The organism is Streptomyces sp. WAC06614, assembly GCF_003949795.1.
GTDB lineage: Bacteria > Actinomycetota > Actinomycetes > Streptomycetales > Streptomycetaceae > Streptomyces.
Genome location: NZ_RPRY01000017.1, coordinates 12,926 through 26,980 on the forward strand (window position 1 = coordinate 12,926; position 14,055 = coordinate 26,980).

Here is a 14,055-nt window from a genome sequence, read left to right on the forward strand (position 1 = left end):
GGCCGGCGGTCGGCCCTGGTCCGCCGGAGGCCCTAGGCGGGGACCGGCGGGACGAAGGCGGGGCCGAGGTGGGCCGTGGCCAGGACGGCCCCCCGCTCCGCCGCCTCGGCGACCACCCGCTCCCGCGACGCCCGGGCGGCAGCCCGATCGACCTCGTGCGCATAGCCGACGGCCGGGTCGTGCCACTGGACGGCGTGCACCAGCACGTCCCCGGTGACCACCACGTCCCGCCCGCCCGGCTGCTCCACCAGGACCGACTGGTGGCCAGGGGTGTGCCCGGGCGTCGGCAGCAGGGTCAGCCCGGGCCCGAGCCGGTGCCGCCCGGTCACCTCCTGGAGCTGTCCGGCGGCCCGCAGCGGCGCCACGACCCGCTCCCGCACCGGGTCCGCGGGGCCCAGCGCCTCGGTCTCCGCGCGCTGGACGACGTACCGCGCCGCCGGGAAGAACGGCTGTCCGGCCGACGACACCGACCAGCCCACGTGGTCCGTGTGCAGGTGCGTGAGCACCACCGTCTCGACGTCCGTCACCCCGATCCCCGCCTCGTCGAGCAGCCCCGGCAGCCGCCCGGGCACCGGGCACCAGGCCGCGCCCGGTGCGTCGGCCGGCCCCACCCCGGCGTCCACCAGCACCCAGCGCCCGCCGGGCCGGGCCACGGCGAAGCAGCGGAACGGCAGCCGCCAGCCGCCGTCCGGGCCGACCGTGGCGGGGTCCAGCGCCGCCGCCCGCACCCAGTCGGCCTCGCTCGCCCCCGGGAAGGCGGTGCGGGCGGGCTCGAAGAAGTCCCCCCGCGCGTCGAGCAACGCCATTACGCCGCCCACCCGTTCCATCCGTGGCACCCCTCGGTGATCCCGTCCTTGACCTAGGCTGCGCAGTATGACCGAGCCCCTGGAACAGCTGCAGCCCATGCCCACCGACTGGCAGCGCGCCCTCGCCGTGGTGGCCCACCCCGACGACCTGGAGTACGGCTGCGCGGCGGCCGTCGCGGACTGGACGGACGGCGGCCGCGAGGTCGTCTACCTGCTCGCCACCCGCGGCGAGGCCGGCATCGACACCCTGGCCCCGGCCGCGTGCGCCCCGGTGCGCGAGGCCGAGCAGCGGGCCGGTGCGGCGGTCGTCGGTGTCTCCACGGTGGAGTTCCTCGACCACCGGGACGGGGTGCTCCAGTACGGCCTGGACCTGCGCCGGGACATCGCGGCGGCGATCCGCCGGCACCGCCCCGAGCTGGTGATCACGCTCAACCACCGCGACATCTGGGGCCCCGGCCCCGGCGGCTTCTGGAACACCCCCGACCACCGCGCCGTCGGCCGCGCCACGCTGGACGCCGCCGCCGACGCCGGCAACCGCTGGATCTTCCCGGAGCTGATCTCCGAGCAGGGCCTGGAGCCCTGGAACGGTGTGCGCTGGGTCGCGGTCGCCGGCTCCAGCACGCCCACGCACGCCGCCGACGCCGGGCCGGGGCTGGAGCGTTCGGTGAAGTCCCTGATGGCCCACAAGGCCTACATCGAGGCGTTGACCGACGAGGACTGCGAGACCTACGCCCGCGGCTTCCTCACCCGTAACGCCGAACAGACCGGCGCCCGGTTCGGCGGCCGGCCGGCGGTGGCGTTCGAGGTCTTCCCGAGGTGACGGCCGCACCCGTAATCTGACGACTCGTCAGTCATCCGGGGAGGGGCGGCGGCCGTGATCGACACCGTGACGACCGGCATCGCGGAGGGTGAGGAACGCATCCGTCTGGAGGTGGAGGACGGTATCGCGGTCCTCACCCTGTGCCGCCCGGCCACGCTCAACGGCTGGAGCTGGGAGTCCAGCCGCCAGCTCGGCCTGCTCGCCGACCGCATCCGCTTCGACGAGACCGTACGGGCCGTCCTGCTGCGCGCCGAGGGGCGGGCCTTCTGCGCGGGCATCGACGTCACCGCCCCCGGCGGGGCGATCACCGGGGACACGCCCGCCCGGCGCACCCGCAACTACTACGAGGGCATCCGCTGGGTGCACGAGCGGTTCGCGGTCCTCTCCCGGCTCCCGCAGCCGGTGATCGCCGCGGTGCAGGGCCACTGCCTCGGCTTCGGCTTCGAGCTGGCGCTGATGGCCGACATCCGGATCGCCGCGCAGGACGCCGTCTTCGCCCTGCCCGAGGCCCGGCTCGGCGTGGCCGTGGACGCCGGCGGCGATCTGCGGATCGCCCGCGAGGCGGGCGCCGGCTGGGCCAAGCTGCTGGCGCTGACCGGCCGCCGGATCGACGCGGCCACGGCCGAACGCCTGCACCTCGTCCACCAGGTGGTCGCCCCGGACGCCCTCGACGGCACGGCCCGGGACCTGGCGGCGGAGATCGCCGCCAACGCCCCGCTGGCCGTCCAGGGCATCAAACGCGCGGTGGACGCGTACGCGGACGCCGCCCTGCCCGCGGCCCTGGACCGGGTGGCCCTGACCGCGGCCCTGACCCTGACCTCGCAGGACTGCCGGGAGGGCTACGCGGCGCAGGCGGCCCGCCGCCCGCCCCGGTTCACGGGGGACTGACGAACGGTCCGCGCCCGAGCTGCTCGCGCACCGGGACCACCGGCGGGTTCACCAGCGCCCGCCGCTGCCAGTTCGCCCCGTCCACCACCAGGGTGTGCCCGGTGATGAACCGGGCGTAGGGGGAGGCCAGGAAGGTCGCCGCCCAGCCCAGTTCGCGGGGCAGCCCGACCCGCAGCGCCGGCTGCCGGTCCGCGAGGCCCGCGGCCTCGGGCGCCGCCCGGTCCAGGCCGCCGCGGATGTCCCCGGTCATGTCGGCGTGCGGGAACAGCCCCGGTACCAGCCCGTTGACCTGGATGCCGTACGGGCCCCACTCCACGGCCAGGGTCTCCACCAGGTTCTTCACCCCGGCCTTGGCGGCGGCGCTGTGGGCGAAGCCGGGGCCGCCCGTCCAGGCGTAGGAGGCGCCCACGCAGAGGATCGAGCCGGGGGTGCCGTCGGCCAGACGGCGGCGGGCGAACTCGCGCGTCATGAACCAGGTCCCGGTCAGCGTGGTGTCGAGCACGGCGCGCCAGGCGCGGGGGGAGAGGTCCTCGGCGGGGCAGGGGAAGTTGGCCGCCGCGTTGTTGACCAGCACGTCCGGCAGGCCCAGCGCGCTCTGCGCGGCCTCGAAGACCTCCGTCACCCGCTCCGGATCGCGGATGTCGCAGACCGCGGACGCCACCCGGCCCGCGCCCGGGACGGCCTTCAGCTCCCGCACCGCGTCGTCCAGCCGGTCGGCCCGCCGTCCCGCGACCAGCACGTCCGCCCCGACCCGGGCGAACTCCACGGCCATGGCCCGGCCGAGCCCGCTGCCGCCCCCGGTCACCAGAACCACCCGCCCCCGGTACGTGTCCGGGGGCAGGGCGGCGGCCCCGAGCGGCGGCGGCGCGGGCAGTCCGGCCGGCGTGGGCAGTCCGGTCGGCGCGGCGGGTCCGGACCGGGCGTTCTCCAGGTCGTCCATGGAGCATCGATAGCGCACGGGCCCTCGGACCACCAGACCTACGGGTCAGCGCTTCGGCAGGAACGCCTGCTTGCTCGCGCACGTCCAGATCACCGGCGTGACCCGCAGCGTGGAGTTGTCCACCATCTCGCCGCCCACCCGGTCGTCGTCGGAGACGGCGTGGGCCCAGCTGCGCCAGTCCGTGCCGGGGCGGGGCAGCGCCAGGAGCGGGCCGCTGCCCGGCCAGTACAGGGCCTGGGCGTAGTTCTCGTAGCCGTCGACGAACGTGTTCGCCGTACCGACCGTGACGTTGGTGCTGGGGCTGATCGCCTCCAGCTGCGCCTGCTCCTGGCCGGTCAGCCGTCCCGGGTCGGCGGGCAGCGCGTCGTACGGCTGCTTCCACACGGCCGGGGTGCGCCGCTGGAGGTCGCGGTAGCTCTCCTTCTCGTAGCCGACGACCCGGCCGCGGTTGTCGATTCCGCCGGCCACGGTCTGCACCGTGCGGTCGTCGGTGGTCCACACCGGCAGGCCGGCGGGAGGGTAGCCGCCGGCCGGCCAGACCACCGGGTAGCGGGTGCGGTGCAGTTCGTCCGTCTCCGGGTCCACGTACGAGAGGTACGCGGTGCCGAGGACGTCACCGCGCCGGTTGATGCCGCTGACCGAGACGATCTCCGTGCCGGGACGGGCGTCGGCCGGCAGCGGGAACGTACGCGCCGACGGGACGCCGTCGACCCACTGCCGGACCGTGCCGCGGTCGAGCGCGACGACCTGGCCGGCGTCGTTCACGTACGCCGCCCCCGTCCCGGTGGCGGACGCGTCGGTGAGCAGCCGGGCCTCGGCGTCCCCGAGCCGGTAGCTGAACACGGCGTACGCCCGGTCGGAGGTCCGCTGGACCGTGCCGACCATCAGGCCCTTGGCGTTGACGCCGGTGACCTCGCCGTCGCGGAAGCCCTCCGGCAGCGGTACGGCGTGCACCGCGCCCCCGGTCCAGTACGCGGGCCGGCCGACGCTGGACCCGGCGGCCAGGTCCCCCGGCCCGAACGCCTTCACCGAGCCCGGGGTCAGGCCGTTGGCGTCGGCCGGCAGGGCCGGCAGGGTCCGGATCTCCGGCCGGCACTCCGCCGGGGTACCGGCGGTGGCCGCCCCCGCGGGGCCGGCGGCCGCGAGCAGGCCGGCCAGGGCGGCGGTCGCGGCGGTGGCGGCGAGCACGGTGGTGCTCCTGTGCAGGGTGGTGCGCATGTGGTGGTTCCCCCCAGGTGATGTGTGCGGTGCAGCCACATCCTGCACGACATCCGGGCGGATCGACCCGGAATGGTGCATACCGGTTTTCGATCAAGGGCTGACGGAAGGTCTCCGCCTGGTTCCCAGAGGGGCAAGCGACCGCTTAGTATGCGGCCGAGCGTGAACCCTCGACGGCGGCTGGAGGCCCCGATGCAGGCATGGCGAGTCCACACCCACGGCGAACCCCGGGAGGCCATGCGCCTCGACGAGGTCCCCGAACCCCGGCCGGGGGAGGGCGAGGTGAAGCTGCGGGTGCTCGCCGCGAACGTCAACTTCCCCGACGCCCTGCTCTGCCGCGGCCAGTACCAGATCCGGCCGCCGCTGCCCTTCACCCCCGGCGTCGAGATCTGCGGCGAGACCGAGGACGGCCGCCGCGTCATCGCCAACCCCGCCCTGCCGCACGGCGGCTTCGCCGAGTACGTCACCGCGCCCGCGGCCGCCCTGCTCCCGGCCCCGGACGCCCTCGACGACGCCGAGGCCGCCGCCCTCCACATCGGCTACCAGACCGGCTGGTTCGGCCTGCACCGCCGCGCCCGCCTCCAGGCCGGCGAGACCCTGCTGGTGCACGCCGCCGCGGGCGGCGTCGGCAGCGCCGCCGTCCAGCTCGGCAAGGCCGCCGGAGCCACCGTCGTCGGGGTCGTCGGCGGCAAGGCCAAGGCGCGCACCGCCGAGGAGCTGGGCTGCGACCTCGTCGTGGACCGCCGCTCCGAGGACGTCGTGGCCCGGGTCAAGGAGTTCACCGGCGGCCGCGGCGCCGACGTGGTCTACGACCCGGTCGGCGGGGACGCCTACGCCGCCTCCGCCAAGTGCGTGGCCTTCGAGGGCCGGATCGTCGTCGTCGGCTTCGCCGGCGGCACCGTTCCCACGCCGGCCCTCAACCACGCCCTGGTCAAGAACTACGCGATCCTCGGCCTGCACTGGGGCCTGTACGCCACCAAGGACCCCGCCTCCGTCCTCGCCTGCCACACCGAACTGACCCGGCTCGCCACCGAGGGCGCGATCAAGCCCCTGGTCAGCGAACGCGTCCCGCTCGCCGGGGCGGCCGACGCCGTCCAGCGCGTGGCCGACGGCACCACCACCGGCCGCGTGGTCGTCGTACCGGGCGCGGCGGCCGGCGCGCCCGAGGAGGAGACCCGATGAGCACGCCACCCACCGCCGAGGACCTGCGGGCCCGCACCCGGGCCCTGCTCGCCGCCCACCCGCCCGCCACCACCCCGCGGGCCGCGTTCCTGGCCGCCCGTTTCGACGCCGGACTCGCCTGGGTGCACTACCCCGAGGGCCTGGGCGGACTCGGCGCCCCGCGCACCCTCCAGGCCGTCGTGGACGCCGAACTGGAGGCGGCCGGCGCCCCCGACAACGACCCCCGTCGGATCGGCATCGGCCTGGGCATGGCCGCCCCGACGATCCTCGCGTACGGCACCCGGGAGCAGAAGAGCCGGTTCCTGCGGCCGCTGTGGCTGGGGGAGGAGGTCTGGTGCCAGCTCTTCAGCGAGCCCGGCGCCGGCTCCGACCTCGCCGCGCTCGGCACCCGCGCGGTCCGCGACGCCGACGGGGACTGGACCGTCACCGGCCAGAAGGTGTGGACCTCCAGCGCGCACACCGCCCGCTGGGCCATCCTCATCGCCCGCACCGACCCGGACCTGCCCAAGCACCGGGGCATCACCTACTTCCTGTGCGACATGACCGACCCCGGCGTCGAGGTCCGGCCGCTGCGCCAGCTCACCGGCGAGGCCGAGTTCAACGAGGTCTTCCTCACCGGCGTCCGCATCCCCGACGCGCACCGGCTGGGCGAGGTCGGCCAGGGCTGGGAGGTCGCCCGGACCACCCTGATGAACGAGCGCGTGTCCATCGGCGGCATGCGGCTGCCCCGCGAGGGCGGCATGATCGGGCCGGTCGCCGCCGCCTGGCGGGCCCGGCCGGAGCTGCGCACGCACGACCTGCACCAGCGGCTGCTCACCCTGTGGGTGGAGGCCGAGGTCGCCCGGCTCACCGCCGACCGGCTGCGCCAGCAGCTCGCCGCCGGACAGCCCGGCCCCGAGGGCTCGGGGATGAAGCTCTCCTTCGCCCGGCTGAACCAGGAGATCAGCGCCCTGGAGGTGGAACTCCTGGCGGAGGACGGCCTGCTCTACGAGGACTGGACCATGCGCCGGCCCGAACTGGTCGACTTCACCGGCCGTGACGCCGGCTACCGCTACCTGCGCGCCAAGGGCAACTCCATCGAGGGCGGCACCAGCGAGGTGCTGCTGAACATCGTGGCGGAGCGGGTGCTCGGCCTGCCGGCCGAACCGCGCGACGACAAGGACCTCGCCTGGAAGGACCTGGCCCGATGACCGATCTGCTCTACACCGACACGGAGGACGAACTCCGCGCCGCCGTACGGTCGCTGCTCGGCGACCGGCTCGACCCGGCGGCCTCCCTCGCCCGGGCCGAGGCAGGACGGCCGCACGACCCCGCGCTGTGGCGGACCCTGGCCCGGGACATCGGCGCGGCAGGGCTGCTGGTCCCGGTGAAACTGGGCGGGCAGGGCGCGAGCCACCGCGAGGCCGCGGTGGTCCTGGAGGAACTGGGCCGGACCGTGGCCCCGCTGCCGTACCTGACCAGCGCGGTCCTCGCCACCGAGGCCCTGCTCGGCTGCCCGGGCCCGGCGGCCGAGGCGCTGCTGGGACCGCTGGCCGCCGGGGAGAGCCTCTGCGTCCTGGCCCTGCCGCTGACCGCCGCACCGGGGGCGCTGCCGGCCGTGGCCGTACGGGACGGGGGCGGGGGCCGGCTCACCGGCACGGTCGCGGCGGTGGCCGACGCGACCGCCGCCGACACCCTGCTGGTCCACGCCGACACCGGCCTGTACGCGGTCCCGGCCGCGCAGGCCCGGCTGACCCCGCAGGTCCCGCTGGACCTGACCCGCCCGCTGGCCCGCGTACGGCTCGACGACGCCCCGGGGCAGCGCCTGGCCGGTCCGGCCGGGGCGGAGGCGGCCCTGCAGGGAGCCCTCCGGGCCGGCGCCGGGCTGCTGGCCTCGGAGCAGGTGGGCCTGGCCGAGTGGTGCTTGACCGGGACGGTCGCCCACCTGAAGACCCGGCACCAGTTCAACCGCCCCCTGGGCTCCTTCCAGGCCCTCAAGCACCGCCTCGCCCGGCTCTGGCTCGACGTGGCCTCGGCCCGCGCGGCGGCCCGGGCCGCCGCCGACGCCCTGGCCACGGCCGCGGCGGACGCACCCCTGCTGGTGTCCGTGGCCCAGGCGTACTGCTCGGGCGTCGCCGTCCGCGCCGCCGAGGAGTGCGTCCAGCTGCACGGCGGGATCGGCATGACCTGGGAGCACCCGGCCCACGTCTACCTGAAGCGGGCCAAGGCCGCCTCCCTGACCCTGGGCACCGCCGCCCACCACCGCACCCTCCTGGCCACCCAGGCCGACCTCCCGGCCCCACCGGCTTGACCCGGCCCCCCGGGGCCGGGCTCGGCCCGGCCCCGGGCGGCGCTCGGCCCCGGGCGGCGCTCGGCCCCGGGCGGCGCTCGGCCCCGGGCGGCGCTCGGCCCCGGGCGCCCACTCGGCCCCGGAGGCCGACCCGCCCCCGGCGCAGGAGCGCCGGCGCGGGCTCCCTACCCTGAACGCCATGACCACCTCCCCGGCCGCCCCGGTCACCACCGTCACCCGGCTCACCGCCGACGCCCTGCGCACGAGCCGCGCCGAACTCGCCGCGCTGCTCGTGGACATCGTCGCGGCCGGCGCCTCCCTCGGCTTCCTCGCCGGCCTCACCCACCAGGAGGCCGCCGACTGGTGGGACTCCCTGCTGCCCGGCGTCGAGGACGGCACCCTCGCCCTCTGGGTCTCCCGCACCGACGGCCGCCTCGACGGCACCGTCGGCTGGTGCCGCGAGACCAAGCCCAACGGCCGCCACCGCGCCGAGCTGCGCAAGCTGATGGTGCACCCGGAGGCCCGCGGCCGCGGCACCGCGCGGGCCCTGCTCGCCGAGGCGGAGGCGGCCGCCGCCGCGGCCGGTGTGGTGCTGCTGTTCCTCGACACCGAGACCGGCAGCGGCGCCGAGCACCTCTACCGCTCCGCCGGCTGGACCGAGGCCGGGACCATCCCCGACTACGCCACCGACCCCGCGGGCCGGCTCCGTCCCACCACCCTCTTCCACAAGCATCCCCAGCGGCCGAGGTGACCTCGTCGGCGGCGCGGCGTTAGTCCCCGTAGCCCACCGTTCCGCCGAGCCAGGGAGTCCGCATGGACGCAGTCCTCGTCCCGCCCACCCGCCGCACGGTGCTGCGCACGGCCTTCACCGCGGCCGTCCTCGCCGGTACGGCCGCCGCCCTGGCCCCGGTGCTGCGCGCCCGCCGGCCCCGGCCGGTCACCGCCCCCGCGCCGCTCGCCGAGGAGACGTACCGCGGCCGGCACATCGCCGTGCGCCGCTCCCAGGTGTGGATCGACGGCCGGCCGCTGCACGTCATGCGCCGGGCCGACGGCAGCTACCTCAGCGGGATCAACCACTTCGAGTCCTTCGCCACGCCCCTGGACCTCGCCCGCGCCGCCGTCGACGAGCTGGGCACCGCCCAGCTGGCCCTGGCCGCCGCGCCCCACCACGGCTGAGCGGAGGAGCCCGTGCACACCCGGCAGAACCAGAAGGACCTCACCAGCACCCAGAAGAGGCGCTTCGTCGCCGCCGTGCTGGAACTCAAACGCGACGGCACCTACGACGAGTTCGTCCGCGTGCACGACCGCTACTTCGTGCCCGACCGGGACAGCAAGCTCCGCGTAGGGCACATGTCGCCGTCGTTCTTCCCCTGGCACCGGCGCTACCTGCTGGAGTTCGAGAACCGCCTGCGCGCCCTCGACCCCGGCGTGTCCATCCCGTACTGGGACTGGACCGCCGACAACAGCCCGGTGTCCTCCCTCTGGGCCGAGGACTTCCTCGGCGGCACCGGCCGCGAGGGCGACCGCCGCGTCATGACCGGCCCGTTCGCCTACGACCGCGGCAACTGGACCGTCAACGTCCGCACCAGCGAGGCCAGTTACCTCACGCGGAACCTCGGCCGCCCGCAGAACCCGATCACGCTGCCCACCCCTGCCGAGCTGCAATGGGCGCTCGACGCCCGGCTCTACGACGCCGACCCCTGGGACTCCACCGCACCCGACGGCTTCCGCAACCGGCTGGAGGGCTGGTCCGCCCCGCGCAGCGAGAAGTGGCGCAACCACAACAAGGTGCACCAGTGGATCGGCGGCCACATGACCGGCGGCGCGGCCCCCAACGACCCCGCGTTCTGGCTCCACCACGCCTTCGTGGACCTGCTCTGGGACCGCTGGCAGCAGCGCCACCCCGAGGCCGGCTACCTGCCCGACCGGCCCCTTCCGCTCGGCGACCTCCAGCGCGGCCGGGTGATCTCCCTGGACGAGCCGATGCCGCCGTGGGACGTCACCCCGCGCGAGATGCTCGGCCACCAGGGCCTCTACCGCTACGAGGTCTGACCCCCCGGGGCCCGCGGGACGGGCCCCGGGGACGGGGAAGGGCCCCCGCCGTACGGCGGGGGCCCCTTCCGGTGTCCTAGGTGCCTCGGCGTCAGCCGCCGTAGCCCTCGGTGTGGTGCTCACCGCCGGACTGGTTGATGCAGGTGTTGCCGAACGCCGGGTTCAGGAGGGCGATGACGTTCACGGTGTTGCCGCAGACGTTGACCGGGACGTGAACGGGAACCTGCAGCAGGTTGCCCGAGGCGACACCGGGGGAGCCGACCGCCGCACCGTGCGCTCCGGCGTCGGCGACGGCCAGCCCGGCGCCGGCGGCCAGGGCGCTGCCGGCCGCTGCGGTGACGGCGACTGCCTTCGCGATACGCGACATCAAGATCTCCTCATGAGACGGGGAAGCCGCACTGGTGCGGCATTTGACATGGCATACAACGCGGGGAGCGGGCCGGGGTCACGGCCACTGATCCTTCCGGTGCGGGAATTCCGCCGTCCCGGCGGACGGACCACCGCCGCGCCCCCTGTCGGGGGACGGCCCGGCCGCGGTCAGGGCGTGAAGCGGACCGACGCGAAGTACGGTCCCACCGGCGCACTGGCCCGCGGTCCGACGACCAGCAGGGCGGGCCCCTTGCAGCCCGGCTCCCGGTACAGCGTGGCCGTCTTCCCGGTGTGGTTGACCACTGCCCCGGTCAGGCCCCCGCCCTTGCCCGCGGCGGCGACGCAGCCCCGCGGGTCCGTGATCGCGTGCGGCCGGTCGTCCTGGCCCAGGTACTGGAAGTCCGCCCCGGCCGCCTGCGCCGGCCCGGCGACGGCCGCCGCCAGCAGCAGGGCGGGAGCCGCGGCGGCCCGGAGGGTGTCGTTGATACGCATGACGGGAACAACCCGGCCCCGCCCCGCCCGGGTCACGGCTTGTCACCCGTAGGAGGCTGTGCCACGGTGGTGCCGGTGAACGCCAAGGACGCACGACCGCAGGTCAGGACCGCGCACGGGGTGGTCGAGGGCCGCACCGAACGGGGGATCGCCGTCTTCCGCGGCATCCCCTACGCCGCGCCCCCGGTGGGCCCGGCCGCGTTCGCGGCGCCCGCGCCGCTCGCGCCCTGGGACGGCGTACGGGACGCGGGCGCCTTCGGCCCGACCTCGCCCAAGGTGCCTTACGCCGGACCGTTCGCCACCCTGCTGTCCGATCCCGAGGTCCCCGGCGACGACTGCCTCAACCTCAACGTCTGGACCCCCGACCCGGCCCCCGGCGCCGGGCTGCCGGTCCTGGTCTGGCTGCACGGCGGGGCGCTGACCCGCGGCTCCTCCGCCTGCCCGGTCTACGACGGCGCGGCCTTCGCCCGCGACGGGGTGGTCCTGGTCTCGGTCAACTACCGGCTCGGCGTCCTCGGCTACGGGCTCTTCCCCGACGCCCCGGCCAACCGGGGCCTGCGGGACCAGATCGCCGCGCTGGAATGGGTGCGTGACCACATACGGGCCTTCGGGGGCGACCCCGCCCGGGTCACCGTCTTCGGCGAGTCCGCCGGAGCGATCAGCATCGGCGCCCTGCTGGCCGCCCCGCGCGCCACCGGACTGTTCACCCGGGCCGTGCTGCAGAGCGGCGCCCCCGAGGCACTGCCGCGCGACCGGGTCCGCACGGTGGTCCGCCGGATGGCCTCCCTGCTCAAGGTCCCGGCGACCGCCCGCGCCTTCGCCGACGTCGACCGGAGGACCCTGCTCGCCGCCCAGGACACGGTGCTGCGCCGGTCCGGCCCGCTGCTCGGCGGCCCCGCGTTCGGCCTGGTCACCGACCCGGACACGCTCCCGGAGGATCCGCTGGACGCCCTCGTGCACGGGCGGGCCTCGGCCGAGGTGCCGCTGCTGATGGGCTGGACCACCGAGGAGTACCGGCTCTGGCTCGCCCCGACCGGGGCGATGCGCCGGCTCGACCGGCTCGGGCCGGTGGCCGTGTCCCTGGCCCGGCGGCGTACCGGCAAGGACCGGGCGGCCGTACGGGCGCTGCGCGCCGCGCTGCCCGGAGCCGGGCCCGCGGAGCTCGCCGGGCAGCTCTTCACCGACCGGCTGCTGCGGGACCCGCTGCGGGCGCTGGCCGCGGCCGACCGCCCGGCACCGGTGCACCTGTACGAGTTCGGCTGGCGCTCCGGGGTGCCGGGACTCGGCGCCTGCCACGCCCTGGAAATCGGTTTCGTCTTCGACACCCTGGCCGTCCCGGAGAGCTCCTGGCTGGCCGGCCCCGACGCGCCCCAGGCCCTGGCGGACGAGATGCACGCGGCCTGGGTGGCGTACGCGACCTGCGGCGACCCCGGCTGGGCCCCGTACGACGGCGCCGGCCGGCCGAAGGAGTTCGGCGGGCCGGCGCGCGTCGGGCACCCGCAGGCGGGTCCGGAAGGGGAACCGGTCAGTCCGACACGGGTCCTTCCATGACCTTGCTGATGAACTGGATCGGACCCTCGCCCATGTTCGGGACGTAGGTCTTGGCGTTGTGCTGGCCGCCCTCGATCACGCGCAGGCTGGTGTGGACGGGGCCCTTGCCGTAGGTGGCGATGAACTTCTGCACGTTCGGCAGGGTGTTCTTGTTGCTCTCGTTGGTGCCGACCTGGAACGCGAGGTAGACGTCCGGGCTCTTCTTCTCGATGAGCTGCTTGGCCAGCACCTCGGGGTTGTTCTCCGCCTTCTCCTTGTCGTAGCCCTTCCACAAGGGCGAGTCCGGCACGATGTCCGGGCCGGAGGCGATCGCGGCGATGAACTTGTCCGGGTGCTTGAGCACCGCCTTCATGCCCGCGAAACCGCCGGTGGAGGAGCCCATGAAGGCCCAGCCCTCACGTGACTTGATGGTGCGGAAGTTGGCCTTGGCGAAGTCCGGGACGTCCTCGGTGAGCCAGGTGCCCATCTTGGGCTGGCCGGGGATGTCGGAGCCGTCCCAGTAGATGCCCTTGTCGTCCGGCTGCGGGTTGAGCACCGGCATGACGAGGATGAAGGGCTTGCTCTTGCCCTCGTGGTACCACTTGCTGATGCTGGTCTGGAGACCCAGGTCGGTGCCCATCCAGTAGTTGCTCGGATAGCCGGCGCCACCGGGCAGGGCTATGAGCACCGGGAAGCCGCTCTTGGCGAACTTGGGGTCGCCGTACTCCTTGGGCGCCCACACCCACACCTTGCCCGTGAACCCGGACTTCTTGCCGCTCACCGTGGCCACCGCGACATGGGTGCCGTCGCCCAGCGTCATGGAGTTCTTGAAGTCGGCCGCCGGACCCGTCGGCATCAGCACCTTGGAGTTCGCCGACTGCGCGGCGCCGCCCCCCTGACCACCGCCGTCGCCCGCACCGCCGCCGAAGGAGACCGACGAGCCCTTGTCCGTGAACGGCGGGATCTCGAAGTAGGCCATGGTCCCGGCGGCGATGCCGCCCAGGACGAGCACGGTGACACCCGCGATGATCCAGCGGCGCCCCTTGCGCGGGCGGCGCTCCTCCTCGTAGCCGTCGCCCTCCTGCTGCGACTGCGCCCACCCGTCCTCGTAGCCCTGCCGGTAGCCCTCCTGGTACGCCTGCTGGTACTGCCCGGTGGGCGGCTGGGGCCCGTCGTGGGGGCCCTGGGGCCGGTACGGCGGGTGCTGCCCGGCGGGTGTGTACGACATGAGCGTGTGGTCTCCGGCTGCTGCTGCCCCGGGGGGCGCGGGTGGTCTCTTCCGTTCGAAGGATGAACGAAACACCTCCCGAGTTCCTAATTTTTCCTTCTCTTGGGACTTCCTGGGGCTGCTCCTTGCCCGTTCCGCCGCCGGTCACGGGTCCGGCGGGCATCCGGTCCCTGCTGTGCAGCGCCTGTTCGCACGGAGTTCCCCCACGATGTCTGGCCCCTGCACACGTCGGTCAGTAAGGTGCCTCCGCGCCGCCACCCC

Annotated in this window: 15 protein-coding genes; 9 read left to right on the forward strand and 6 right to left on the reverse strand. The window is 75.2% G+C overall.

What is annotated here, in order from left to right:
- Positions 1-32 precede the first annotated feature (32 nt).
- A complete protein-coding gene (locus EF918_RS04080) occupies positions 33-806 on the reverse strand; it encodes an MBL fold metallo-hydrolase (protein WP_312847807.1) in 774 nt (257 codons plus the stop codon).
- Positions 807-873: 67 nt separating this feature from the next.
- Between EF918_RS04080 and EF918_RS04085 the strand changes: the two genes are divergently transcribed.
- Positions 874-1,626 (forward strand): PIG-L deacetylase family protein, encoded by a 753-nt coding sequence (locus tag EF918_RS04085; RefSeq protein ID WP_125640765.1) that lies wholly within the window; start codon positions 874-876, stop codon positions 1,624-1,626.
- Between the two features lie 54 nt (positions 1,627-1,680).
- Positions 1,681-2,514, forward strand: a complete 834-nt coding sequence (locus EF918_RS04090) for an enoyl-CoA hydratase/isomerase family protein (protein WP_125640768.1) — start codon at positions 1,681-1,683, stop codon at positions 2,512-2,514.
- Here the strand turns inward: EF918_RS04090 and EF918_RS04095 are convergent.
- Together EF918_RS04095 and EF918_RS04100 are read right to left on the reverse strand one after the other, a co-directional pair.
- On the reverse strand, positions 2,501-3,454 hold the full coding sequence (locus tag EF918_RS04095; RefSeq protein ID WP_125640771.1) for an SDR family oxidoreductase: 954 nt from the start codon (positions 3,452-3,454) through the stop codon (positions 2,501-2,503). The genes EF918_RS04090 and EF918_RS04095 overlap by 14 nt on opposite strands.
- A 45-nt stretch (positions 3,455-3,499) precedes the next feature.
- On the reverse strand, positions 3,500-4,672 hold the full coding sequence (locus tag EF918_RS04100; RefSeq protein ID WP_125640774.1) for a hypothetical protein: 1,173 nt from the start codon (positions 4,670-4,672) through the stop codon (positions 3,500-3,502).
- 192 nt (positions 4,673-4,864) lie between these two features.
- On the opposite strand from EF918_RS04100, the gene EF918_RS04105 reads away from it, so the two are divergent.
- The 6 genes from EF918_RS04105 (at position 4,865) to EF918_RS04130 (ending at position 10,175) form a co-directional block, all read left to right on the forward strand.
- Positions 4,865-5,854 (forward strand): NADPH:quinone oxidoreductase family protein, encoded by a 990-nt coding sequence (locus EF918_RS04105; RefSeq protein ID WP_125640777.1) that lies wholly within the window; start codon positions 4,865-4,867, stop codon positions 5,852-5,854.
- Positions 5,851-7,044, forward strand: a complete 1,194-nt coding sequence (locus EF918_RS04110; RefSeq protein ID WP_125640780.1) for an acyl-CoA dehydrogenase family protein — start codon at positions 5,851-5,853, stop codon at positions 7,042-7,044. Before EF918_RS04105 ends, EF918_RS04110 begins: the two co-directional genes overlap by 4 nt.
- Entirely contained in the window at positions 7,041-8,144 is a 1,104-nt protein-coding gene (locus EF918_RS04115; protein ID WP_125640783.1) for an acyl-CoA dehydrogenase family protein, read from the forward strand. The genes EF918_RS04110 and EF918_RS04115 overlap by 4 nt, the downstream gene beginning before the upstream one ends.
- Positions 8,145-8,322: 178 nt before the next feature.
- Complete coding sequence (locus tag EF918_RS04120; RefSeq protein WP_125640786.1) at positions 8,323-8,874, forward strand: GNAT family N-acetyltransferase; 552 nt, start codon at positions 8,323-8,325, stop codon at positions 8,872-8,874.
- 62 nt (positions 8,875-8,936) lie between these two features.
- Entirely contained in the window at positions 8,937-9,299 is a 363-nt protein-coding gene (locus EF918_RS04125) for a tyrosinase family oxidase copper chaperone (RefSeq protein ID WP_125640790.1), read from the forward strand.
- Between the two features lie 12 nt (positions 9,300-9,311).
- Positions 9,312-10,175: a tyrosinase family protein gene (locus tag EF918_RS04130; RefSeq protein ID WP_125640793.1), complete on the forward strand. Its 864-nt coding sequence runs from the start codon at positions 9,312-9,314 to the stop codon at positions 10,173-10,175.
- A 91-nt stretch (positions 10,176-10,266) separates the two neighbouring features.
- On the opposite strand, the gene EF918_RS04135 is transcribed toward EF918_RS04130, so the two are convergent.
- Positions 10,267-10,542 carry a chaplin gene (locus EF918_RS04135; RefSeq protein ID WP_125640796.1) on the reverse strand — a complete coding sequence of 92 codons (276 nt, stop codon included), beginning with the start codon at positions 10,540-10,542 and terminating at the stop codon, positions 10,267-10,269.
- Between the two features lie 170 nt (positions 10,543-10,712).
- A complete protein-coding gene (locus tag EF918_RS04140) occupies positions 10,713-11,036 on the reverse strand; it encodes a hypothetical protein (RefSeq protein ID WP_125640800.1) in 324 nt (107 codons plus the stop codon).
- A gap of 75 nt (positions 11,037-11,111) precedes the next feature.
- Between EF918_RS04140 and EF918_RS04145 the strand changes: the two genes are divergently transcribed.
- Entirely contained in the window at positions 11,112-12,587 is a 1,476-nt protein-coding gene (locus EF918_RS04145; RefSeq protein WP_125640803.1) for a carboxylesterase/lipase family protein, read from the forward strand.
- Here EF918_RS04145 and EF918_RS04150 read toward each other — a convergent pair.
- Entirely contained in the window at positions 12,562-13,794 is a 1,233-nt protein-coding gene (locus EF918_RS04150; RefSeq protein ID WP_312847808.1) for an alpha/beta hydrolase-fold protein, read from the reverse strand. The genes EF918_RS04145 and EF918_RS04150 overlap by 26 nt on opposite strands.
- Between the last annotated feature and the right edge of the window lie 261 nt (positions 13,795-14,055).